At 58.8% G+C, this 22,282-nt stretch carries 20 protein-coding genes; 7 read left to right on the top strand and 13 right to left on the bottom strand.

Features of this window, described 5'->3' with window-relative positions:
- Positions 1 to 20: 20 nt before the first annotated feature.
- Positions 21 to 779: an SDR family NAD(P)-dependent oxidoreductase gene (locus BH682_RS28605; RefSeq protein ID WP_075834945.1), complete on the bottom strand. Its 759-nt coding sequence runs from the start codon at positions 777 to 779 to the stop codon at positions 21 to 23.
- 226 nt (positions 780 to 1,005) lie between these two features.
- Here BH682_RS28605 and BH682_RS28600 point away from each other — a divergent pair, with 226 nt between their 5' ends.
- Positions 1,006 to 1,695 carry a GntR family transcriptional regulator gene (locus BH682_RS28600; protein WP_075834943.1) on the top strand — a complete coding sequence of 230 codons (690 nt, stop codon included), beginning with the start codon at positions 1,006 to 1,008 and terminating at the stop codon, positions 1,693 to 1,695.
- A 52-nt stretch (positions 1,696 to 1,747) separates the two neighbouring features.
- On the opposite strand, the gene BH682_RS28595 is transcribed toward BH682_RS28600, so the two are convergent.
- A complete protein-coding gene (locus tag BH682_RS28595; protein ID WP_075834941.1) occupies positions 1,748 to 2,713 on the bottom strand; it encodes a PDR/VanB family oxidoreductase in 966 nt (321 codons plus the stop codon).
- 238 nt (positions 2,714 to 2,951) lie between these two features.
- Here BH682_RS28595 and BH682_RS28590 point away from each other — a divergent pair, with 238 nt between their 5' ends.
- Positions 2,952 to 4,160 (top strand): cytochrome P450, encoded by a 1,209-nt coding sequence (locus tag BH682_RS28590; RefSeq protein ID WP_075834939.1) that lies wholly within the window; start codon positions 2,952 to 2,954, stop codon positions 4,158 to 4,160.
- A 63-nt stretch (positions 4,161 to 4,223) separates the two neighbouring features.
- Complete coding sequence (locus BH682_RS28585; RefSeq protein WP_075834936.1) at positions 4,224 to 5,690, top strand: aldehyde dehydrogenase family protein; 1,467 nt, start codon at positions 4,224 to 4,226, stop codon at positions 5,688 to 5,690.
- Between the two features lie 34 nt (positions 5,691 to 5,724).
- Here BH682_RS28585 and BH682_RS28580 read toward each other — a convergent pair whose 3' ends face one another.
- Positions 5,725 to 8,049 (bottom strand): LuxR C-terminal-related transcriptional regulator, encoded by a 2,325-nt coding sequence (locus tag BH682_RS28580; RefSeq protein WP_075835543.1) that lies wholly within the window; start codon positions 8,047 to 8,049, stop codon positions 5,725 to 5,727.
- Between the two features lie 192 nt (positions 8,050 to 8,241).
- On the opposite strand from BH682_RS28580, the gene BH682_RS28575 reads away from it, so the two are divergent.
- Positions 8,242 to 8,883: an aldehyde dehydrogenase family protein gene (locus BH682_RS28575; RefSeq protein ID WP_075834934.1), complete on the top strand. Its 642-nt coding sequence runs from the start codon at positions 8,242 to 8,244 to the stop codon at positions 8,881 to 8,883.
- A 122-nt stretch (positions 8,884 to 9,005) separates the two neighbouring features.
- Here BH682_RS28575 and BH682_RS28570 read toward each other — a convergent pair whose 3' ends face one another.
- From BH682_RS28570 to BH682_RS36020, 8 genes are all read right to left on the bottom strand, one after another.
- The gene (locus tag BH682_RS28570) at positions 9,006 to 9,800 is read right to left on the bottom strand and encodes an enoyl-CoA hydratase-related protein (protein WP_075834932.1); all 795 of its coding nucleotides are present in this window, start codon (positions 9,798 to 9,800) and stop codon (positions 9,006 to 9,008) included.
- Positions 9,793 to 11,064, bottom strand: a complete 1,272-nt coding sequence (locus BH682_RS28565) for a CaiB/BaiF CoA transferase family protein (protein WP_075834930.1) — start codon at positions 11,062 to 11,064, stop codon at positions 9,793 to 9,795. The genes BH682_RS28570 and BH682_RS28565 overlap by 8 nt, the downstream gene beginning before the upstream one ends.
- The gene (locus BH682_RS28560; RefSeq protein ID WP_075834928.1) at positions 11,061 to 12,125 is read right to left on the bottom strand and encodes an acyl-CoA dehydrogenase family protein; all 1,065 of its coding nucleotides are present in this window, start codon (positions 12,123 to 12,125) and stop codon (positions 11,061 to 11,063) included. The genes BH682_RS28565 and BH682_RS28560 overlap by 4 nt, the downstream gene beginning before the upstream one ends.
- Positions 12,125 to 13,264 (bottom strand): acyl-CoA dehydrogenase family protein, encoded by a 1,140-nt coding sequence (locus BH682_RS28555; RefSeq protein WP_075834926.1) that lies wholly within the window; start codon positions 13,262 to 13,264, stop codon positions 12,125 to 12,127. Before BH682_RS28555 ends, BH682_RS28560 begins: the two co-directional genes overlap by 1 nt.
- A 79-nt stretch (positions 13,265 to 13,343) precedes the next feature.
- A complete protein-coding gene (locus BH682_RS28550; protein ID WP_075834924.1) occupies positions 13,344 to 14,249 on the bottom strand; it encodes an isocitrate lyase/PEP mutase family protein in 906 nt (301 codons plus the stop codon).
- A complete protein-coding gene (locus BH682_RS28545) occupies positions 14,242 to 14,856 on the bottom strand; it encodes a VOC family protein (RefSeq protein WP_075834922.1) in 615 nt (204 codons plus the stop codon). The genes BH682_RS28550 and BH682_RS28545 overlap by 8 nt, the downstream gene beginning before the upstream one ends.
- A gap of 41 nt (positions 14,857 to 14,897) precedes the next feature.
- Positions 14,898 to 15,500: a carboxymuconolactone decarboxylase family protein gene (locus BH682_RS28540; protein WP_075834920.1), complete on the bottom strand. Its 603-nt coding sequence runs from the start codon at positions 15,498 to 15,500 to the stop codon at positions 14,898 to 14,900.
- Positions 15,501 to 15,555: 55 nt separating this feature from the next.
- Entirely contained in the window at positions 15,556 to 16,260 is a 705-nt protein-coding gene (locus BH682_RS36020) for a GntR family transcriptional regulator (RefSeq protein WP_075834918.1), read from the bottom strand.
- A 124-nt stretch (positions 16,261 to 16,384) separates the two neighbouring features.
- On the opposite strand from BH682_RS36020, the gene BH682_RS28530 reads away from it, so the two are divergent.
- The 3 genes from BH682_RS28530 (at position 16,385) to BH682_RS28520 (ending at position 19,099) form a co-directional block, all read left to right on the top strand.
- Entirely contained in the window at positions 16,385 to 17,992 is a 1,608-nt protein-coding gene (locus tag BH682_RS28530) for an FAD-dependent oxidoreductase (protein ID WP_075834916.1), read from the top strand.
- A 64-nt stretch (positions 17,993 to 18,056) separates the two neighbouring features.
- Positions 18,057 to 18,656 (top strand): cysteine hydrolase, encoded by a 600-nt coding sequence (locus tag BH682_RS28525; protein ID WP_075834914.1) that lies wholly within the window; start codon positions 18,057 to 18,059, stop codon positions 18,654 to 18,656.
- The gene (locus BH682_RS28520) at positions 18,653 to 19,099 is read left to right on the top strand and encodes a nuclear transport factor 2 family protein (RefSeq protein ID WP_075834912.1); all 447 of its coding nucleotides are present in this window, start codon (positions 18,653 to 18,655) and stop codon (positions 19,097 to 19,099) included. The genes BH682_RS28525 and BH682_RS28520 overlap by 4 nt, the downstream gene beginning before the upstream one ends.
- A gap of 195 nt (positions 19,100 to 19,294) precedes the next feature.
- Here the strand turns inward: BH682_RS28520 and BH682_RS28515 are convergent, their stop codons facing one another.
- Both BH682_RS28515 and BH682_RS28510 read right to left on the bottom strand, forming a co-directional pair.
- Positions 19,295 to 20,884: an aldehyde dehydrogenase family protein gene (locus tag BH682_RS28515; RefSeq protein WP_083954733.1), complete on the bottom strand. Its 1,590-nt coding sequence runs from the start codon at positions 20,882 to 20,884 to the stop codon at positions 19,295 to 19,297.
- Positions 20,829 to 22,271 carry an aldehyde dehydrogenase family protein gene (locus BH682_RS28510; RefSeq protein ID WP_075834908.1) on the bottom strand — a complete coding sequence of 481 codons (1,443 nt, stop codon included), beginning with the start codon at positions 22,269 to 22,271 and terminating at the stop codon, positions 20,829 to 20,831. Before BH682_RS28510 ends, BH682_RS28515 begins: the two co-directional genes overlap by 56 nt.
- Between the last annotated feature and the right edge of the window lie 11 nt (positions 22,272 to 22,282).

Raw genomic sequence — 22,282 nt, 5'->3', positions numbered from 1 at the left:
TAGGTCGCGCAGGCTGTGGTCTAGCGGACCATATTCTTGCCACCATCGACCGAGAACGTCTGCCCTGTCATGAACCGTGATCCTTCGCTGGCAAGGAATGCGACAACGGGCACCAGATCGGTGTAGATATCACCGAGCTTTCCTCCAACGGGTATCATGGCGCGCATTTTTGCGTCGTGAGCTGAAAGCTGCTCGGGAGACATTTCGCTACGTGTCTTGTCGTACATGGAAGTCCAGATCATCGGCGCCATTGCATTGGCGGTGATACCGTACTGCGCCCATTCGACGGCTATCGATCGAGTCCAAGCCAATACAGCACCCTTTGCTGATGCGTAAGCGGACTTGCCTGGGTATCCGTTCATTCCCGCCCCGGACGCGAAATTGATGATCCGTCCACCATTGACCTTCAGGTATTCGAAGGCAGCTTTGTTTGTCAGAAACGTGCCGGTGGCGTTGATATCCATCACGCTCTGCCAGAGTGCGGTCTCGGTCTTCTCAGCGGGAACCGCCGGAGCGACTCCTGCTGCATGGACGAGGACGTCGAGGCCGCCGAGCTCGGTCACTGCGCTGCGGAAGGCTTCCGCGACCTGCTTTTCGCTCGATACGTCGCAACAGTGGAAACTGGCTCCAACTTCAGCCGCGATCTGCGCTCCGAGTGCGGCGTTGACGTCGAGCGAGGCAACAGTCGCCCCGTTCTCGGCAAATGCGCGCACGATGCCTTCGCCCATTCCGCTGGCACCGCCTGTGACGATGACTTTCCGTCCGGAAAGGGATTCCATAAATAGCTCCGATCTAGTCGCAACTACGTGCGATTAGCGAGGGTGAATTTCAAATAGGATTACGCAATCATCTACTCGACAACTGTCGCCTGTCAACAGATGACTGCCAGTTTTAGATGATTCTTTATCTTCCGGCAGAGTCAGTTCATAGGTGCTGACGGATGGCAGCAGGCGAGTACACTGTCGACAGTGTTATGTAAACGGTAGGCCCATCGAAGGAGCGCACATGGCTGCAAGCACATCGATTGCAGAGTCGGCGAACTTACTTGCTCGCATACCTCTGCGCGATCAGGCCGTCGAGGTCCTGCGCGACCTGATCGTCCGTGGAGTTCTCGAGTCCGGGACGCGAATCAACGAGGTCGAACTTGCTGCGAGCCTGGGTATCAGTCGAGGCCCGCTCCGCGAGGCCATCCAGCGCCTGAGCGCCGAAGGGCTCATTGACTCGCAGCGCAACCGAGGGGCGTTCATCAGGGAAATCACCCTCGAAGATGTCCGGCACATGTACGAGCTTCGCCAGGTCCTCGAAGTGACTGCGGCCAAATTTGCCGCGACTCGGGCTACGGAGAGCGAAATTGCCGAGCTCGAGCAGCAGATTGCCGAAGTAGACGAGTTACTCAATGCAGGGAGCGCTGCTGCCTACCCCGTCGACTCAGACTTCCATCTGACGGTGTTGGATTTATCCAAGAATCCCTATCTGAAGCAAGCTGGTGCCGAACTGCAGGTTCAGTTGCGGCTCGCTCGCCTGCGCGCCGGCGGATCCCCCGAGAGGGCACGCGAGGCGCTGAACGAGCATCGAGACATCCTCGCTGCAATCGCTCGTCGCGACGCTCGCGGGGCGGGCAAGTCAATGGCACTTCACTTGCGCAATTCGCTCGGTCGCTTCACCGAGATGGCAGCCGCGTCAGAGAGTTCCTGATTGAGCGACTGGGACCTCGATCGGCACAACAGGGATGACCCGCTTGAGTGGCTCAGATGCCCAGCACCAGTCGACTGCATGACGCTCGCGAAACGCAGACGTACATGCGGTCGTTTGCTGCCTGCTCGGCTGGCGACATAATCGAATCTCGATGGTTCACCTCGCCGGAGATGACGGGTGTCTCGCAGGTCCCGCATGTACCGTCCTGGCAGGATGAATAGACCTCTACGTCTGCTTCTTCCAGTACTTGGAGTACGGATTTCTCGGAAGGAACGGTCAAAACCATTCCGCTTTCGGCCAGTTCGATTTCGAAAGAGTCGTCCCCGGCCACGGTTTCGAGCACCTTCGGCTCGAATCGCTCGACATGAACGCTGTTGATCGGCCAGTTCGACGCGCGAGCTTCCACAGCTTCAAGCAGAGGGCCAGGGCCGCAACTGTAGACAAGAGTGCCGAGTGCAGGCGTGTCGAGAATTTTTCCCAAATCGATCAGCCCTACTTCGTCTTGGGGATACAAAATTACGCGGTTCCCGGGCAGTGATGTCAACTCCTCGACGAATGACATCGAGCTCCGCGTGCGCCCGCCGTAGTGCAGCTCCCACTGTGCCCCTGCATTCATCGCAGCTGTGATCATGGGCAGAATGGGAGTAATGCCGATACCGCCGGCTATGAAGATGTACCGGGACGACGGCAGAAAAGGAAAGTGATTCCGTGGCCCCCGAACGGTCACCGCATCGTTTTCTCTGATGTTGTCGAATACGTACTTCGAGCCACCGCGACCATGGGGGTCGCGCAGGACGCCTACTCGGTACACGGTGCGATCCGCTGGATCTCCGCACAGAGAATACTGACGGGTTACGCCATCCGGAAGGCAGAGATCAATGTGCGCGCCTGGTTCCCACTCGGGTAGTGGTTGACCGTCGGCACTTTCCAGCTCGACGACTACGACGTCGTCGGCGCCGAGTCGACGGGTTCGCGTCGTGAGCGAAATTTCTGTCTCGGCATTGCCTGCAGTGGCCATTGCGAGCTCCTTGTGATCAGGGTGGCGTTGGGAAGGATTGAGACAGCGTCAAGCACCAGGCGATCGAGCGACATGACTCTCTGCCACTAACGTATGCAGGTGACTGCCAAGTGTCAACAGTTTGCGACTTGATGGCAGTAATCAGTCATCTGTTGACAATTGTCTTTGAAGTTGAGACGCTCAACGTGCCGACGGTCACAGCTGGCCGACGTAAATTCCCGCATACTAGGAGTCAGCCATGGCGTACGACGTCACCAGGAGTGAGAGCGACAACGACTGGGAACCGGAAGAAGCTCGCTTCCCCGGCGGAGCCCGCAGCCCGGAATTCATTTCCGAATTGGCGGACCTGCGAGAGGGATGTCCGGTAGCGCACTCCGACATGTTCGGTGGATTCCACACTCTGTCCCGGTATGCAGACGTCTCGAAGGCCGCTTTGGACTTCAAGAATTACCGAGCAGGGCGCCCCTTCGTCCGAGTTCCAGAGATGAAGGGACTGATCCCTAGCGGCCTGAATCCGCCGGAACACGGTATCTACCGCCGTGTTCTCAACAAGTACTTCACACCCGAGCGAATGGAAGCGATTCGGCCTCGTTTACGTCAGTACGTCGTCGATGCACTCGACCCGTTGATCGACGCCGGCTCCGGTGACGTCGTTCCGGCGCTTTGCCAGCCCTACCCTGCCCGCGCATTGTCCGCTCTCATGAATCTTGGCGATCAGGCTCATTTGGTGCTGATGGAGCACTTCGCGCGCTTCGCAGAAGTGGGCTGGGATCCAGAAGCCATGAACGAGTTGATGTTCAAGGTTTTCGCCGAGCACATCACCGACGTCGTGGCCGAACGTCGACAGCATCCGCTGGATCCTGAACAGGACATTCTGAGCGGCATCATGGCTATGGAGATCGACAACGAGCCGATCGCGGACCAAACCGCCGTAGCAGTAGGCGTTGCCCTGATCGGTGCAGGACACGCCACAACCGCCGATGCCCTGAGCACCGCCATCTACAGGCTTGCAACCGATCCCTATCTCCAGAGTCGGTTGCGTCGTGCACCAGAATTGATCCCACAGGCCATCGAAGAATTCCTCCGACTCGAATCACCACTCCCTGAACGCGGACGTTTCGCAGGCGCCGATATCGAGTTGCACGGCTCCACGATTCCCAAGGGCTCACTTGTTGCTCTCAATTTCGGCGCGGCCAATCTGGATCCGGAGGAATTCGAGAACCCGGAGTCATGCATCATCAGCCGTAGCCCCAACCGTCATCTAGCCTTCGGTCATGGTGCACACAAATGTGCCGGTGCACCTCTAGCCCGAGTTGAACTTGCTGTTGCACTCGAAGAACTCCTCTCCAGGACAACCAGTTTCGAGTTGGCCGGCCCCACCAAGAACGCCGACGGTTTGATGCTCAACGGAATCTCAACCCTCCCACTGCGATTGACGGCGGTCTAGAACCTTGGTTTCAGTCCTCACTCATCGCTGAGCGGCATCGATTCGATTCAGGAGAAAACTCATATGATCAGTCCACTCTCGTCCCTGTCCGTCCCATGGTCGGAGGACATGTTCATCGATGGAGAACTGGTTCGAGGCGAAAGCAGCGAACGGCTCACGGTAGACAATCCAGCAACCGAAGAGGTTTTCGCTGATTTCCCAGCGGCGTCCACAGCCCAAGTTGGACAAGCCGTAGAGTCTGCGCGACGCGCGTTCGAATCCGACGCCTGGAAGAATCGTTCTCTCAGACGTGAAGTCCTCCTCACGATGGCCCGCGTACTCGAAGAGAACGCGGAAATGCTGGCCGCTTCGATCGTTCGTGAAGTGGGCACCCCCGTCACACTTGCCCGCGCTCTGCAGATCGGCGAACCGATCGCCCTGTTACGCGCTTTCGCTGATCTCACGATGATTGATCGCGATCGCGCGCTGGGCATCAAAGAAGGATCACCGCGCAGCGACGCAACGATCACATACCAACCATCGGGTGTTGTCGCAGCTATTGCCGCCTACAACTACCCACTGTTGTTCATGGCTACCAAACTCGGGGGAGCCCTGGCCGCAGGCTGTACCGCAGTCCTGCTTCCCAGCCCGCAAGCGCCGATGTCAATTCTGCTCTTCGCACGTCTTCTCGCAGACGCAAACATCCCACGCGGTGTTGTCAACATAATCGCGGGCGGCATCGAGGTAGGTCAAGCGCTTACTACCCATCCTGATGTGAACAAGATCAGCTTCACCGGATCAGTCGGGGTAGGGCAACAAGTTATGGCGCAGGCCGCGCCCGGACTCAAACGAGTCGCGCTGGAGTTGGGTGGTAAGTCTCCCTCACTGTTGCTGCCGGGAGTGGACATCGATTCGATCACCGATCAGGTACACGCCCGCTACCTCCGAAACGCCGGCCAGGGCTGCTCCTCACCCACCCGGATCTTGGTGCACGAAACGCAGTACGAGGAATTCGTAGAACTCAGCCAGCGGGCTTTCAATTCACTGAAAATAGGAGACCCTTGGGATGACACTGTTGTCGCAGGACCGCTAATCAGTGCGAAGCACCGTGATCGCGTCGAAGGCTATCTGGAGCGCGCAGTCGGTGGCGGCGGGAAGATCGTGGCCGGAGGCGGACGGCCAGAAATGCCCAACGGCTGGTTTATGAACGGCGCGCTAGTGGGCGGAGTGACCAACAAATCCGAGATTGCACGCGAAGAGTTATTCGGACCGGTGGGGGTCGTACTCCCGTACCAAACCGTCGAGGAGGCCATCTCGATCGCGAACGATTCCGACTTCGGACTGGCAGCCACCATCTACGGCGACATCGCCACCGCGAGAGGCATCGCGCCCCAATTGCGCGTCGGCACGGTGATGATCAATGGCTGGATACCCCGTCAAGACAAGGCAGGCGGCGGATTCAAAATGAGCGGGATGGGTCGAGAAATCGGCGAAGAAGGCGTCCGAGAGTTCTTGGAGACGCAATTCATCGCATGGCCCGAACCCGCATAAATTCGCTTTGCCAAGCAGCGCGGAGGCGAACGGCTCAGCCACCCGTCTCCGTGCTGTGCGCATGGACCCAACTCGAAATCTGCACTCGCGATGAAAAACCGAGTTTCGTGAGAATATGATCGACATGAGACTCGGCTGTTCGTTGTGAAATGACCAGTCGGAGACCGATGTCCTTGTTAGACAATCCCTCTGCGATCAATGCGGCAACCTCGCGTTCCCTGCGTGTCAACTTCGATTCATCCGTCTTGCGCTTCTGACCTGGCGCGGAAGTCGGAGCCGGTTTGTTCAGGGCGAAAGCTATGGCAGATGGCTGGTCGAAGTTCGAACCGGTACGCAGCGCGCTACCCATCTCGTCTGGCCTAAGTAGATTCGTCATCGCGCTGATGCAGGCATCGAGCCTTTCACTGCGCCCAGGCAACGCGTTTGACGGTAGCCCAATGGAGGCATAGGCCTTTCTTGACGCTCCAATCAGAATCGCGGCACGATTCGGCGACGACGGTGCGGTTACGAGGGCGAGTGACTCGAGGCACATCGCGATCCCGAGCCCGTCGTCCAAATCGAGCTTCAACTGAAGACTCTCCTGCACGTACCGCACCGCCGAATCCGTATCGCCCATGTGAAATGCGAGCATTCCTGCCGTGTTCAGGGAAAACGCGCGAAAGTACGATTCCCCAACGCGCTCGGAAATTTCCATCACTCGCTCGTGGCACTCCATTCCACGCTCTATCGCCTGCGAGAGTTCGCAAGCGATTCCCATGGGGCACAAGGTTTGAAGCAATCGAAAGTCGTCTTCGAGTTCGCTGAAACCGCGCGCCGCTTCCGTGAAATGAGCGAGCGCTTTTTCAGCCTCGCCGGCATAGAGAGCGTGGACACCTCGGGCTTGCGCGAGCAGATATTGTGCATATTCAGAGTGGACGTAATTCGCAACGCTGGCCGCACGGTCGAGCAGGAGCGCGCTGGACTCGTGATGGCCACTGATCGAATCGAGCCACACTCCTACGTGGAGAGCTTCCAAACTGAGCTGTGTGGGGGCCGGCGCGAGCTCCAATAGTCGATCGAGCCAGGTGCGGCCTTCGCGTATGAATCCGAACGCAGACCATAGCGTGAGAAGGTTTGTGTACATCGCCATGCCGACTTCGGCGCCCTCTGCCGTATCGACGCAGTGTTTAAGGGCCGCACGAAAATTCAACTGCTCACGATGCAACCGACGAAGCCATTGAACTTGGTGACTGCTGAGCCATCCGGCTTGAGCGCACCGCGCGAGTTCGACGTAGAACGTCACGTGGGCATGTTCGACAGCTGCCATACCACTCGCCTCACTCAGGCGCTGCTGGCCGTACTCCCGGATCACGTCGAGCATTCGGTAACGCACCTGATCGGAATGATCTTCGCGCACGAAAATCGACTTCTCGACCAAGGACAGCACACACTCGACCAACTCAATTTCACTGGCGTTCGGGTGAATTCCGGTTATAGCGTCTATTTCGAAACCGCCAGTGAACACACTCATGTCGGCCCAGAGATTTTGTTCCTCTGGCGTGCACAACTCGTAACTCCAATCGACGCACTTACGGAGGGTGCGTTGTCGGTCAGGTGCACCACGCGGGCCACTTGAGAGCAACTCGAATCGATCGCGCAGACGGAGGGCGATCTGGGCGGGCGCTAGGCCTCGCAAGCGGACCGCGGCGAGTTCGAGTGCAAGCGGAATGCCTTCCAGATAGCGGCAGATGGTCGCGACTTCACCCACATTGCGTTCGTTCAATTCGAAGTCCGGCAGCACTGCTCGCGCGCGGTCAAGAAAGAGGGCCACACTTTCGGTCAGCTCGGACTGGGCAACTGTGGAGTCTTCTTCTCCCGGTACGGCCAGTGGCGGAACTTGTAGAACATGCTCGCCAGCGCAGCCGAGCGCTTGGCGGGATGTTGTCAAGATGTGCAACGGATGGCAAGAACGAAGAAGTCGTGTTATCAGGTCCGCGCATTCGTCGATCACGTGCTCGCAGTTGTCGAGCACGAGAAGTGCGGCTCGGTCGGCGAAGAAAGTACTGAGATCTGCAGACAGGTACTGAGAAAGCGGTCCACGAAGCCCAAGGCTGTTAGCAATGGTGCCAGTGATCAACGGCGGTGACTCCAGGGAACCCAACTCGACGAACCAGACCCCACCTGGAAACAATCGGCGCACTTCGCTCGCTCCGCGCAACGCTAATCTGGTTTTTCCAACTCCGCCGGGCCCCACTAGCGTGACTAAGCGCGCAGTCGCCAGCGTTCGTTTCAGGTCTGAACGCAGTTGGCGCCGGCCCACGAAGCTCGTCAGGTCCGCAGGCAAATTACCGGCGACCGGCGAGTCTGCGAGATTCGTCACGTACACACCTTTGCTTCTCGCGAGTGGGCCTTCCCGACACATACTTGGGTGACCGCGCCGACGCCTGCTGCCTGGTTGGCCCTTCCCTGACCAGAAATACGTATAGATCTACGTATTGTGCTGATGACGACAGCCTCGCTCAAGAGTGCAATGTGATTCAGACCATACAAATTCTCGTTTGCGGAGGGCACCATGTTCCGGATCACCACAGATTTCCGCCATCTTCTCATCGGGGGTCGATGGACGGCGACCTCCTCAAACGAGTGCATAGACGTTGACGTCCCTGAGCAGGCCACGACCATCAGGTTCCTTCTACCTTCCGTCCTCGACGTCGACGACGCTGTCGACTCCGCATCTCTAGCCTGCCACGACGAATCGTGGTCATCTCAAACTGCGGACGAACGAACCTCGCTGGTGGAAAAATTCGTCGATGAATTCGACGCATACAGCCCCCGCATCATGGCATCCCATGCATCAGCAGGAACGCCGCCGGTTGCCGATACGGCAGTCCTCAAGCACATGGGGCCGGAAGCACCAGGGCATGGCTGCATCACGGTGGTGCGATTGACGTGGAACTTCTCACTTGCACATTTCGTCAGAGTTGTGGCTGATGCGCTTCTTGACGGACGAGCGGTGATTATCAGTATCCCTGCACGCTCCGCGCTACTCGGGCGTCTGCTCGGCGATTTTCTGGTCGGCTCGAAGGTTCCGGAAGGAATGGTGAGCGTCCTTGCCGCGTCGGATGCAGTGAGCAATTACCTGTATACGCATCCGGAAGTTGATGCCACAGTGCATATCGGCTCCGGAGATCCGTTGTTTGCCGTGGCGGGCTAGCCACGAATCGGCATTGCGCCATGGTCGTCCCGCGTACTCTCCGCTCGATCCAACTGTGCCGCTGCAGTGTGTGACACTGCAGCGGCACAAAGGATTTCGTCAGAATGTGGCGACGGCGCAGGTCAGCGTTCGGCTACAGCGCGAGCAGGCTTCTTCTGCCAGCCGGCCTCAGTCTTTCGGCCGAGGGACCACATCTGTACGCCGCGTTCGACCTCCACGGCCGCGGCCCAGCTGACAGCCTGTGGGCCGAGCTCTACTTCGGCGCTCCGTTTGATTCGTCGGGCGAGATCAGGGTCCTCGGATACGCCGCGGAGGAGCCTCAGAGCTTCTTGCGTGATCGTGTCACCTGGATGCGCGCTCCATGCCAGACCGAGACGGACCGCCTGGTCTCCAGAGATTGGTGCCCCCAGCATGCCAATCGCCATCGCCTGCTGGCGTTTGAGACTCCGACCGAGGAGCGAGAAATGGCCACCTCCGGGATGGATACCCCGTGCCAAGAACCCAGAATCGAGGACGCAGTCGGGAGTCACGAGTAGGACATCTGCAGCTAGCGCAAGATTCAGGCCGGCTCCGACTGCGCCACCCACGACGGCTGCGACCGTTGGAACCGGCAAGGTGCCTACACGTACGAAGGCCTCGTAGACCGCAGATGTTCTGAGGAGTGCTTCAGTCGACGCAGGCTGCGATGACGATGCGGCCAAGTCCTTCGTGTCGGCGCCGCTACAGAAATAGTCTCCGACGGAGTCCACGACGGCACCACCGATAGTCGTGTCGGTTTCGACTCGATTGCAGAAGTCGTCGATCATTTTTGCCATATCCAACGAGATGGCGTTCTTCCGCTGCGGATTCGCGAGAGTCAGGCGGGCGATCCCGCCCTCGAAGGAGACGCGTACCGGTGCTTCTGGCTGATTAGACATTAGTTGGCTTCCGATGGGGGGCTTCGACGGCGGTTACAGGCGGTCGCGCGTGCAAGTGTTCGCGGTAGGAATCTTCATCCGCGGCGGACGGTAGACCCAACCGGCTGAGAATTTGGGCTGTATGCGCGCCTTTTCGCGCGGGCGGCACCGGCTTCTGCGACATCGATCGGCTCAACTTGATGGGAACGCCGACACCGCGATAGTCGCCGTCGTCGATGAACAGATTTCTGTGCAGAGTTTGTTCGTCGGTGAGGGCCTCGCCGATTGTCTTGACAGGGCTGGCCGGGACACCTGCGGAGTTCAGTTGGCGTGACAATTCGTCCAGATCGCGATCGGCGACCGCACCTGCGATCAGCTCGCTGAGTTCCGCGACGTTCGCTACGCGCAATGGATTTGACGAAAATCTGGTGTCGTCGGCAATTTCTGGCCGGCCCAACACTGTCATCAAGGATCGGAACTGCCGGTCGTTGCCTGTCCCGATGAAGAACTCCCCGGACGGTGTGTCGAACGTCTGGTATGGAGCAACGGAAGGATGAGCGGCACCCGTTCGAGCCGGGTCAGTTCCCGTCATCGCCCAGTTTCCGGAGTGAGGTACGAGGAGGCTGGAAACAGAGTCCAGCAAGGAAATATCGACAAACTGGCCGAGCCCTGTGCGGTGTCGGTCATGTAACGCGAGGAGAATCCCGCTGAATGCGAGGTTCGCAGCGACGATGTCGACGATAGGTACACCTACTCGGAGTGGTCCGCGGTCCGGGTAGCCGTTGATGCTCATGAGCCCCCCGTAAGCCTGGAGTACGGCGTCATAACCCGGCATTCCACCCATGACCCCGTCGGCACCAAATCCACTGATGCGGCAGTAAACCAGTTCGGGTCTTGCCGAAGCGAGCACGGAGTCGTAGTCGAAACCCCAGCGTGCCATCGTGCCGATCTTGAAGTTTTCGACCACCACGTCGGCTTCTTCGAGGAGTTTACGAAGAACATCTTGGCCGTACCCTGTTGTCAGGTCCAACTCGATGTTCTGCTTGTTTCGATTCAGTCCGTAGTAGTAGCTGCTCGAACCATCGGGCGACAGTGTTCCCCACTGGCGGGTCTCGTCACCCATCGGTGATTCGACTTTGATGATCGACGCTCCGTGATCGCCCATCATTTGGGCGCAATACGGCCCGGCCAGCACACGGCTCAGATCGAGTACTTTAATGCCGCTGAGAGCGCCGTTGGAGTGTTCATCGAACGTCCACGGCGATGTGGTGTTCGTTGCGGTCATGCGTTGAGCTCCGTTCCGCCGGCGAGTGTGTGATCGCTCAGGAGCCCCCAGACGTCGTCGTCCTGCAACGCGACCAGATCGGCAATTCGGTTCTGCCAGAACATTTCGCTGCCGAACTCTTCCCTCCATGACCACATCCGAGTGGTGTAGGCACCTAGCTTGTGTTCGGTTGTAAAACCCATGGCCCCGTGCAGCTGATGTCCGACGGCGGTAATTCGACGCGTCAAGACGGAGGACTCAGCCTTTGCGGAGGCCACCAGTAGTTCCGCTTGCGGGGATCGTTCACATAAAGCCAGTACTGCAGCTTCTGAACCCGTAGCGATTGTCACGACGTCGCCGGTGAGTTGTGCCAACTGGTGTTGTACAGTTTGAAATTTCACGAGCGGTCGACCGAACTGATTGCGCTCGCTGGTGTGACGAGCAGCGGACTCGAGCACAGCTGCACCGGCAGCTGCGATTTGCACCGCCCGGCCGGCAGCACCGTACTGCATCCCGAGGCCATCCCACTCGGGTGGCAGGTCGCGCAATGTCGCTGGTCGAACCTCGGAAAGCTCGAGAGTGTCACGCGGTTCGCCAGCAATATTCGTTCCTGGTTCGATCGATGCTCCGCCGACTCGAGGATCGATTACGGCAAGTTGTGGTCCTTTGTCCCCGATGAAAATCAAGACCACATAGTCGGAGTTCCGCAGCCACGGAATGCGTGTGACGCGCCCTGAGAGCGTTCCTTGCGGTGTTACCGAGATCAGGGCCGCCGTTGTCGCAGCGGTAACCACCCCTCCCGGCCAGGGGACACCCGCCGCGGTGAGGGCCGGTACCGCGAGAAAGTTTGATTCAATAAGGGGGAAGGCGGCGGCCACTCCAGCCTTGCAAGCAATCGCCGCGTCTTTGAGATTTCCATCCGATCCCCCCAGCGCGGCGGGCAGCGCGAGATTGGTGAATCCAAGTTGGTCAAGTTCGCTCCACCCCCGTGGATCGAACGAGATCTCGACGCACGTAGGTGCGGGTGACGCAGCCAATGCGCCTTTCACCGAGTCGACTATTGCGTCGAAATGATCCGACATCACAGAACCGCCTTCGCAACTATGGAACGCAAGACCTCATTGGTGCCGCCGCGGAGCGTAAAACCCGGGGTGTGCAGGACTGATTTCGCCAGCAAGATCGAGAAGTCGTCGCCGAATGGATCTGGCTCAATGCCAGAACGCGCGCGGATCGCTTCTACGAGATCGCCCTCGTAGACAGTTCCCAGATCCTTGACCAGAGCAGCTTCTACCACAGGATTCTGACCAGCTTCCAGTTGTTGCGCGACGGCCATCGACAGTTGACGTAGGACTGCCATTCGGCCGACAAGCCTGCCGAACTCAAGCCGCGAAACCGGGTCTTTCTGCAGCGTAGGGTTTTTCGCCCACGCACGTAGTAGTGGCAGGGTCGACAGGATGCGTTCGGGCCCGGATCGTTCGTTGCCGAGTTCTTGCGTTACCTGACGCCACCCGTCGCCGCGTGCACCCAGAAGTGCGGTTGTTGGAATCAATGCGTCATCGAAGACGACTTCGTTGAAGTGATGTCCACCGTCGATTGTGATGATGGGTCTGATGTGGATATCAGGGTGGGGAAGGTCGATTAGGAACTGGGACAGCCCTCCGTGGCGGCTCTCTGACGCGTCGGTTCGTGCAAGCAGAACCATGTTGGTGGCTACATGGGCACCACTCGTCCAGAGTTTAGTTCCGGTGATCCGCCAACCGTCAACGCTCTCCGTCGCTTTGGTACGGATCGCGGCAAGGTCAGAGCCGGCGTCAGGTTCGCTCATCCCTATGCCGAAATATCGTTCTCCACTGGCAATTCCAGGGAGATACGTATTCTTCTGGACCTCAGATCCATTTCGAAGTATGCCCGGAACCATCTGGCGATCGGCGATCCAGTGCGCCGCGACTGGTGCTCCCGCGGCAAGTAGTTCTTCGGTGACGACATAGCGCTCGAGGTCGGTCCGGCCGGCACCGCCGTACTGCATCGGAATAGTCATCCCGACCCAACCCCGGCTGGCCAGTCGACGGCTGAAGTCGCAATCTATCCCCGACAACCATGAGTCCGACTCTGGGGTGAAGCGGTTTTCGGCAATCTCCGTGTCGAGGAAAGCGCGAACGTCAGCGCGCAGGGCGGATAAGTGCGGTGAGTAACTGTCCACAGCCGGGAGCGTCAAGTTCATTCCCGACTCCAGTTTCTGCTTCTGTGCCGACCGGTCCTGTGCATCGTCATTCCCATCGTGCTGCTTGTTTCTGGAGTATTCAGTTTCCGAGTACTACTTCATCCCGAGACAAGGCGGCCTCGGTGGGGGTAGCTGTCTCGTATCGTCCACTCATGTCGTCAAAGAAGTTGCTGCGTACCGTTTTTTGGCGCTCTGACCACGTTGCGATTGGTTGAGCGGCGGTCAGCTCGTCGCCCACCTTCAGACTGCCGAGTACATTTCGTACGGCGTAAATGCTGGCCAGGAGAGGTAGGTTGGCATACAGGAGGATCGAGAAGCCCAATTCTTGGACCCGCTCCAGCGGAAGCGCAGGAGTCTTTCCGCCCTGAACTATGTTAAGGACTTTCGGCCCGGGCACTTCGGATGAAATGATCTCGATTTCGGATGTCGATTGTGGAGCCTCTACGAATGTCACATCGGCGCCGGCTTCTCGATATAGCCGAGCACGCCTGCATGCTTCCTCCAGGCCTTGGCCGGCGCGAGCATCTGTGCGAGCAATGATCAACAGGTCCGGGTCGGTTCGCGCCTCGACGGCCGCCCTCACCTTGTCGACCATCTCTTCTGCGGCCACTGTGGACTTTCCGGAGAAATGCCCGCACCGTTTCGGGAAGGTCTGATCTTCCAGTTGGATCGCTGCTGCACCCGCACGCTCGAGCGTGCGGACGGTATGCCAAGTGTTGATGGCGTTGCCGAAACCCGTGTCAGCATCCACGATGAGCGGTGTCTCGACTGCGGACCGGATTGCCGTCACATGCGTGGCGATCTCGGTCAAGGAGAGTAGCCCTATGTCGGGTACGCCGAGGAACGTATTCGCGACGCCAGCGCCGGTAACATAGGTGGCAGGGAATCCCGCTTCCTCAATCAGTCTTGCAGTCAAGGCATTTGCCGCCCCAGGTACTACGAGCGTGCGACCAGACTCGACCTCGCGGCGGAAGCGATCACGCATTCGTCACAGCCGCCTCGTCGTTGGAGCGAGGCACTGCATCGTTGGGCCAGTTCTCCCAACCGGGCAGCCACGCATTGAACTCGATTTGAATTCCGCTTGGGTCCGTAACATAGACCGAGGACATCAAAGCGCCCTCGGCAGGAGCCTCGTACTCGTTGAACTTGTTCACTGCACGCATGGCCTTCGGACGTGCAGGATCGAAGTATCGGACGGCGTGGCGGTACGGAACATCCAACTCTGCCAAACGATTGCAGTACTCCTCGATTCGATCCGCGTCTACGCGAAGATTGAGGTGAAGCATGGACCCCACCGGCGTGGCGCGATGATTCGCGGGCTTAGCAGTGGGCAGTACTGCCTCGTCGGGTAGGGTCTGGTAGCCGTCCTTCCACCAGAACATGGCCAGATGGGCTTCGGGATTGCCGGGATCGCCTACGCCGAAGAACCAATGCTGACCGACGAGTTCGTCGTCGTCGTCGAAGTACTCCAGAGTATGCAGGACGGGCATGCCCAGCTTGCCGTGATAGAAATCGACCGTCGCGGCCATGTCATTGACGATCAAGGCGACGTGATCGAGACCTTTGAAATCGAATCCGGTGCCAATAGACACGTTGTCTCCTAACAGTTTTGGTGGGTGAGATGACTTGACGGTCAGGAAGAACTGGGAAGTTTGTCGGTGACGGGATCTGGGATGTCGTCGAATTCCAGGCGCAATGCGCGACAAATCGTCGATGACTGGACGTATGTGGTGACCATGTAGGTCAGTTCGAGAATCTCCACGTCGCTGAATTCGGCTCGCACTGAGGCGAAGAGGTCGTCAGGGACTCGCCCGCCGCCAGCTACCAACGAATCGGTGTAGGCGAGAACCAGTCGTTCCTTCGAAGTCCAGATCGTGAGCGATGACCAGGCCGGTATCGAACTGACTTTGTCTGTCGCAAAGCCCAGGCGACGCAGCAGTTTACTGTGCTGGGTGAAGACGAACGATGAGTTCGCTACCCACCCTGTTCTAGCCAGCGCGAGTTCCCGCAATGTCGGGTCCAGTTTGCGTTCTGTGCTGAATTGCCATGCGTGCCGGTCGAGCATGGTTTCGAACAGATGCTCGTCCAACGCGAAAACTGTCCACCAGTTTCCGGGAGTGCCCGAAAGGCTGCCGGGTTCTTCGACCGGGTCCTTGTCGCCGAAGTGCTTCTGGTATGTCTCGATGACGCGTTCCGACACGAGGTCGACGCGGGATACTTCGTCAAGCCTTGGCATAGTTTTTTACCTCTTTCGTCTGGGTGCTGCCCGCACTGTCGAACGCCGTGGTGGTTCAGTCGTGGGGCTGGGTCGCGAGTAAATGGCTCAGTGACGCCTTCAAATGCACGGTCATCGCTTCGGCTGCAGAGGCAGGATCGCTTGCCGCTATCGCAGAGATAATCCAATGATGTTCGGCGAGAGCCTCATTGGCGCGCTCGGGCGAGCTCCCGGAAGTAATTCGCGAAAGGCGCACGCGGGTGTGCAGTTCCATGCCTGCACGGCTGAGAGATGGGTTCTCCGCCAGATCAAAGATCACTTCGTGAATGTCTAGGTGGTTTTGATGTTCTCCAGTGAATCCGCCGCGCAATTTCTCCTCGGTTTGGTCGATCGCAGCAGTCAGTCGTGCCACTCCGGACTCGGTTGCGCGCTCGGCGGCAAGCCGAGCTGCCGCAACTTCGAGAATCTCGCGAGTTTCGTACATATGCCGTACGTCTTCGATAGTTACTCGTCGTACGAACGCCCCGCGATTTCTCAGGAACTCGATGTACCCCTCGGCGCCAAGTCTCTGAATGGCCTCACGTAGTGGTCCTCGACTGATTCCAAGTCTCATCGCCAGTTCCGCCTCGTTGAGACGTGCGCCCGGTGGAAGCGATCCGTCGGCAATCAGATTTCGGACAACGGTGACAGCTTGATCGCGTAGTGGCGTCCGAGTCAGTACTCGTTGTGGCGCGACGCCCGATTCGGGAGGAGCTTGAGGTCGCGCATCGCCCACGGTCATATCGTCAACTGTAAACAGACAGCACTTCGCTGTCAACGAATTGCTTTGGGTGCATTGCCTTCGTTCATCAGCCGCAGTATCGTCAGCGACTAACAGATGGCTGTCAACAGTTAGCGAGGATTTAATGATCGAGGAGACATCCGTTCTGGTTATCGGAGCGGGGCCCGTGGGCCTATCCATGGCGCTGGAACTGGGGCTGCGGGGTCAGGACGTAGTCGTCCTGGAGGCGGGTGACGGAGCCGTTGATCACCCGCGGGCTGGCGGATTGTCGATCCGCACGATGGAATTCTGCCGAAGGTGGGGAATCCTGGACGATGTGCGCAATTGCGGTTTCCCCGAGGACTATCCACTCGACATCGTCTTCAGCACTGCCCTTCAGGGGTACGAGCTCGTTCGCGAGCATTACCCATCACTTGGCGAAATGCCTGTCCCCGCGGAAAGCCCGGAACGCCGTCAGCGATGCCCACAGCTGTGGTTCGACCCGATCTTGGCGCGCGCTGTGTCACGTCAGCCCTCGGTGTCGCTTCGTTATCACGCGAAGGTGGAGGAAGTCGTCGAGAACACCGACACTGGGGCGGTGGTGCGCTACACAGACGCCAACACGGGTGAGGAACGGTTTGTACGCGCACGGTTCCTGGTTGCATGTGACGGCGCCATGAGCAATGTGCGACGCGCATTGGGGATCGAGGTCAGCGGAATTCCGGTTCTGAACTACTCGATGGGCGTCTACTTCAGGTCGCCGGACCTTCTGAGTATCAGCAAGCAAGCGCCCGCCGCACGCTTCATCTTCGTTTCGCCAGACGGACCAGTCGGCAACCTCACGGTCGTCGACGGCCGAGAACTCTGGCGCTTCACATATATGTTGGGTGACAGTCGGCCCGAGCTCGACGAACTCGCGGTCGAAGCCACGATGAGACGTGTTCTGGGCGACGACATCAAGATCGAGATACTGTCTGTTGCCCCATGGCGGCGATCGCAAACCGTGGCTGATCGATACCGCGACAAATCGGTTTTTCTGGTTGGCGATTCGGCTCATACGATGTCACCTACGGGAGGCTTCGGCTCGAACACAGGAATTGGCGAAGCCGTCGACCTCGGCTGGAAACTGGATGCGGTCCTGCGTGGATGGGGCGGCGAACAATTGCTCGACTCCTATGAGACCGAACGGCGCCCGATCGCAGTGCGCAACAGTTCGGCAGCAACACGAAACTTCAAGGGCTGGTACAGCACTGCTGATCTTTCCCGTCTGCTCGAGCCCGGGGAGGTGGGAGATCGCCTTCGGCAATCCGTGGGAGAGGAACTGATCGAGGGAACCCGCGCTGAATGGGAATCCAAAGGAGTAATCCTGGGATACAGGTACGAGGATTCGCCGATCTGCGTCGGCGACGATTCGTCAGCGCCACTAGACGATTATCGCGTGTACGAGCCTACGAACAGGGCGGGACACCGAGCACCACACGCGTGGATCGCGGACGGGGTATCGACGCTTGATCTTTTCGGAGAGGGGTTCGTGCTCTGTGACCTCGGTACCGACGAGCAGACCGCCCAACCCATCTCCGAAACCGCGGCCCGACTCGGCGTTCCTCTTCGCCGTGCCGAACTCCCCGAATCGGTTGCTTCCTTGTACACAACAAGGTTCACGTTGGTCCGGCCGGACGGCCATGTCGCTTGGCGCGGGGACGAACTACCCGATGACACGACGGCACTTCTGAAGACCGTCTCAGGCCACTAACCACAAAGCATACAAATCTGTATTCGGCGCCGTGCCGGATACGCGACAGGACAGGAAATTCGTTATGCCGCTTCACATCGATCCCGCCAACACTGCTCTCCTGATCATGGACTACGAACCCGTAATTCTGGGATTCCTCGACGACACGGCTCCGCTCGTGGAGTCGGCGGCTCGCACAGCTGAAGTCGTTCGAGGGGCCGGAGGAACAGTCGGATTCGTTCGGGTTGGTTTCACCGATGCCGACTACGACGGCTTTCCGGAGGGGCACATCATGGGAGACCGAGTGAAGGGCAGTCGTCCGAATATGGACGCGGACTCGCCGAAAACGGCGCTGTTCGAAGGCCTCGGGGTGCGTGAGGGGGATATCGTCGTGCGGAAGAGGCGCGTCAGCGCATTCTCCACAACAGATTTGCACGAGCAGCTCACTAACGCCGGAGTCTCCACTCTGATCCTGGCGGGTGCTCATACCAGCGGTGTCGTGCTCACGACAGTACGTGAGGCTCATGATCTGGACTATCGTGTTGTCGTGCTCTCTGACGCATGCGTCGATCCGGATGACAGTGTCCACTCCTTCCTTGTCGAGAAAATCTTTCCCAAGCAGGCCGAGGTTGTCGAAACGGCCGAGTTTATTTCGGCCCTAACCGCAGATGTCAACGCGGGGTGAACGAAGCGTTGAGCATTGAAAAGGTAAGCGGGGGAGAGGGTTTGGAGTCAGCTGACGAGACGGCCGTCCTGCGCCTCTTTCAGCAGTATAACCATGCTATCGACAGAGGTGAGGCGGAATTGTGGGCGTCACTCTGGACAGAGAACGGCATTTTCGAACATCCTGCGCGAACATACGTGGGGCGGTCGGAATTGGTTCAGTTCGTCCGTGACCGAGCCACTGCCGGCCAGGCCGCTTCCGTCGGAGACCTGGAGCACTGGAATACCGACATCGATCTGCAACTCGACGGCGTAGTCGTGCACGCCACGTGTCGGCTGTTGGTAGCCGGAGTCGACCGGGCATCAAGGGAGGCCGTCGTCGCTGCCACCGGCCGCTATACAGATTTGATTGTTCGTGAGGACGATGTCTGGAAGTTTCGGCGGAGGAGTCTGAAGTTGGGTTGATCAATCGCTGACAGTTCGGATAAGAAGAGGGTGGATCACGCAGACCGAACAGTCTCGTCATCCACCCTCTATCTTTACAGTCTCGTCATCCTGTGTATTTTAAGTTTCTACTTCCCACAAAGCATGTGGCGCGAACCTCTGTCGTTCAAGGTTCGCGCCACATCCTTTTCCGGTCTTGTCGACCGAACCAATGTTTCAACGATGGCCCGCCGGTGCGATCACTCCATTCATGCGGCGAGTGATCTCATCAGGGTTATCGCGTCGCGCTTCTCGCGGCAACCAGCTGTCCTGCACCCCTTGAAAGGTAATTGGGCGAGTGAAGCGTTCGAGCGCAGCGCCTCCAATGGATGTGACAGCGGGATTGGAGGTTGACGGCCAGGGGCCACCGTGCTGTTGCGCCCAACCGTGTGGCGCGCCGGTGGTCCATCCATTGACGATCACGCGTCCAACCTTGGACTCGAGGACATTGAGTATGTCGGGCACATCGGAATCGTCGGGTTGCGTGAAGACCGCCGAGACCAGCGAACCCTGCAATTTCGCCAGCGTCTCGGACAGTTGGTCGACAGATTCGTACTCGCACACCAGAGCAATCGGGCCGAAACACTCCCCGAGGAACCGGCTACCTGGCTCCAAATCACCCAACTCCACGGCCAAAACTGCAGCGGGAGCGGAAAATCCGACCTCACCCTCCACGATCTCAGCAATGACGCGTGCACCCGCGGCCCGAAGGTCATCAAGGCCGGCTCGCGCGGAGTCAGCGATAGCCTTGGTCAGCATCGTCGACGAAGGATTAGTCGCGCGCAGTGCCTTCGCGACACGTTCAGCCCCGTTGAAGCCGGTGGGTACGAAAATGAGCCCAGGCTTGGTGCAATATTGTCCGCCGTTTTGAGTGAATGTATCGACGAAGCCCTTTGCCACGTCATCGAACATCTCATCCGCCGTTCGCGTGACGACGACGGCGTTTACGGTGCCCATCTCCGCATAAACCGGGATCGGGATGTCGCGTTCGTTCGCCGCACGCCAGAGTGCCATGCCCCCCGACTGCGATCCGGTAAATGCGACGGCCTTCGTTTCCGGAGCGACGACCAGCGCCGATCCCGCGTCACGGCCGACGACGATATCGAAAATTCCGGTCGGTGCCCCTGCGGCAGCGAAAGCGGTGCAGGCGATCTCGGCGAGTCGAATGCTGAGGCCGATATGGGCAGTGTGCGCCTTGACGACGACCGGGCATCCGGCTGCAATTGCTGCTGAGGTGTCGTGCCCGAGAACACCTAGAACGAAGGGGAAATTGCTTGCTCCGAATACTGCAACAGGACCGAGCGGACGATTCACCCGGACAAGATCCTGGCCCCCGTCGACACCCTCGTCGATGGATACGCCGAGGTACGACCCTTCGACAGCGACATCACCGTAAAAGCGCGTTTGGCCAATCAGCTTGTCAAACTCACCATTCAATCTTCCTTCGCCGAGTGCAGTTTCGGTGTCTGCGAGGCGGATCAGTTCGCTTCGGGACTCCTCCAGCGCGTCGGCAAGCGCTCGGAGCCATTGCCTCCGCTCCTTGGGGGACGCGTCCCGCAACACTGGGGCCGCGTGAGCCGCCCTATTGGTGATTTCGGATAGTTGGGTGGCAGTGGTCGTAGCCGCCGTGCTGACTGGATCGCCAGTTCGAGGTGCGTATGAAATTACGGAAGTCAAAGTGCTCCTAGTGATCTGAGTACTGTCCTGGGCATCAGGCGATCTTGATGCTCTTGGTCTGCTGAAATTCGCGGATACCCTCAAGATCATTCTCGCGACCGAAACCGGATTGCTTGTATCCACCGAAGGGGGCGAACAACGACGGGCCGATGGTGTTGATGGACACGGACCCCGAACGCACCCGATCGGCGATATTTCGCGCCAATTCGAGGTCATCGGCGTATACCGTGCCGGCAAGGCCAAATTGGGTGGAGTTGGCGATGTCGACGGCTTCGTCGATACTTTTGTACGTCAGCACTGCCAGGACAGGGCCGAATATCTCTTCTTGTGCGACGCGCATCGAGGATGTCACTCCGGTGAAGACGGTCGGTTCGATGAAGTAGCCGCGGTCGATTCCGGAAGGCCTACCGCCTCCGCAGACGAGGGTGGCACCTTCGCCCTTAGCCGTCTCAATGTAATCGAGAACCTTGTCGTACTGTGCGCGCGTTCCGAGGGGGCCGATCACCGAGGAAGGGTCTTCCGGTGAACCAACAGTGACTGCAGCAAGACCGGCGACCACGGCTTCGACGATTTCGTCATGACGGTCTTCGGGGACGATCAGACGGGTGAGCGCAACGCAGATTTGACCTGCGTTCATGAAAAAGGCAGGCAACAGCGTCGGGAGTACCTTATCGAGAGCGATATCGTCCGCGATGATGGCCGGTGACTTACCTCCGAGTTCGAGGGTTACCGGAGTCAAGTTGGTCGCGCATGCCGCCATGACGCTCTTGCCTGCGGCTACGCTTCCTGTCAGGCTGACCTTGTCGACGTCGGGGTGGCTCACCAAGTGCACACTGACATCTGTCGAGGCAGCCAGAACGGAGATAACGCCGGTCGGGAACCCTGCTTCGTCGGCTAGTTCGGCGATGATGCGAGCAGTGAGTTGCGACTCCACCGCAGTCTTGACGATGACCGAGCACCCGGCTAGCAGTGCTGGCACCACTTTTGACACCAGATACAACGCCGGCCCATTCCACGTAGTGATCGTTACCGCGACGCCGTACGGTTCGGAAACCACATCGACCGTTCCGTCCGGGTAAGTGCGTCGCTCGACGACCGGGGTTCGCTTGGCAGTATCGACGATATCTCGCCAGATACCTACGACAATGCTATTCAGAAAGTCCGAGTGTGCCCGGGTGGATCCGCTCTCAGTGACCCAAGCCGTTGTCCAATCGGACTGACGCTTTTCGAACAGGTCGCACATTCTGCCGACAACGGAAGCTCTGTGCTCCATCGATGCAGTAGCCCAGACGCCATCATCGAAGGCTTTCCGCGCCTGGGCGACAGCAGCATTCGCATCTGCAATGGATGGAAGGTCTACAGTCTCGACCAGATTTTCCGTGGCAGGAGAAACCACCGCGTAGTGGTTTTTCGACGCGGTTGACACCCACTCTCCGCCGATGAATATCCGGTCGGTGTGGGGAACAGTGATGCTCATGTGGGGTCCTC

The sequence above is a fragment of the Rhodococcus sp. YL-1 genome, assembly GCF_001942025.1.
Lineage (GTDB): Bacteria > Actinomycetota > Actinomycetes > Mycobacteriales > Mycobacteriaceae > Rhodococcus_F > Rhodococcus_F qingshengii.
This window is presented reverse-complemented; position numbering and strand designations above follow the sequence as displayed.